This is a genomic window from Microbacterium sp. B24 (assembly GCF_000333415.1).
Taxonomy (GTDB): domain Bacteria; phylum Actinomycetota; class Actinomycetes; order Actinomycetales; family Microbacteriaceae; genus Microbacterium.
This window is the reverse complement of sequence record NZ_BADB01000450.1, coordinates 1-951: the sequence shown is the minus strand read 5'-3', so window position 1 is coordinate 951 and position 951 is coordinate 1. Positions and strand designations below refer to the sequence as shown.

Here is a 951-nt window from a genome sequence, read left to right as displayed (position 1 = left end):
AGCGGATGGGCAACGTCCCCGCGAACGCCGGGCACACGTCCTGCCAGCATGTGAAGACCAGCGCATCGACCAGACGATCGCCCGACGCCGCCGCGGCGCCCGCCGTCGCCGTCTGCATATCGCGCCACACCGGCGTGACGCTCGTCGCGCACGCGTACGGCGACCCGACCCGCGTGTAGCAGTTGCCGAGCGGCGCGCCCTCCGGCGGCGCCTCGAGGTAGACGATGCGGCCCGGCATCCCGTACCGCGCCATCTCTGCTGCCTCTGCGGCGATCAGATCTACCGCGCTCAGGTCGCGCCCGTCCGCCGTGCGCCCGAGCGTGTACGCGTTCGAGACCAGCACCTGCTCGGGGTGGTCGGCGGCGATCATCGCGGCGACGTCGTTCTTGCGCTGCGTGCACGCCTGCATCACCGCGGGGTCGTCGTTCTGCACCAGCACGTCGGTGAACCGACATCCATAGAGCCCGACCGTCGTGACGCGGATCGCTCCCCCGCTCTGCTCGGCGAGCGCCTTCAGCGCCGGCGCATACGCCATCGCTGTCGAGTCACCCACGAGGTACAGGTGCCGCGGAGCATCGCCGCTCCCCCACGTGCACGCGGCGGCATCCGGCTGCGGCGTCGGCGCGAAGCAGTCGTGCGCGGGATTGGCTCCCGACGACTGCGCCATCACCTCATCGATCGACGGATGCAGATCGGGCCACGCGGTCGCCGACACCGCCGCCGCGAGATCGGCCTGCAGCGCCGCCGTGGGATCTTCGAGATCGCGACAGCACTGGAGATCGCGGAGCGCGAGCGCGTGGCCGCAGCGGCTCGCGTCGGCGCGTTGCGCGATCGGTTCATCGCCCGCGTGCTCGGCCTCGTTGCGTCGTCCCGGCTCACGGGCCACGCCACGCGACGACTGCCCTCCGTGGCCAGTTTCACCTTCGCGGGAACCAGCGGCGAGTCGGACTG

General features: G+C 71.7%; 1 protein-coding gene and 1 pseudogene. One reads left to right on the top strand and one right to left on the bottom strand.

Features of this window, described 5'->3' with window-relative positions:
* The coding region (locus tag I5I_RS13495) for an SGNH hydrolase domain-containing protein (protein ID WP_275574469.1) at nucleotides 1-667 on the bottom strand (667 nt) is incomplete at its 3' end.
* Nucleotides 668-685: 18 nt separating this feature from the next.
* Between I5I_RS13495 and I5I_RS17320 the strand changes: the two are divergent.
* Nucleotides 686-951 (top strand): annotated as a pseudogene (locus I5I_RS17320) (cysteine desulfurase); the annotation flags it as partial.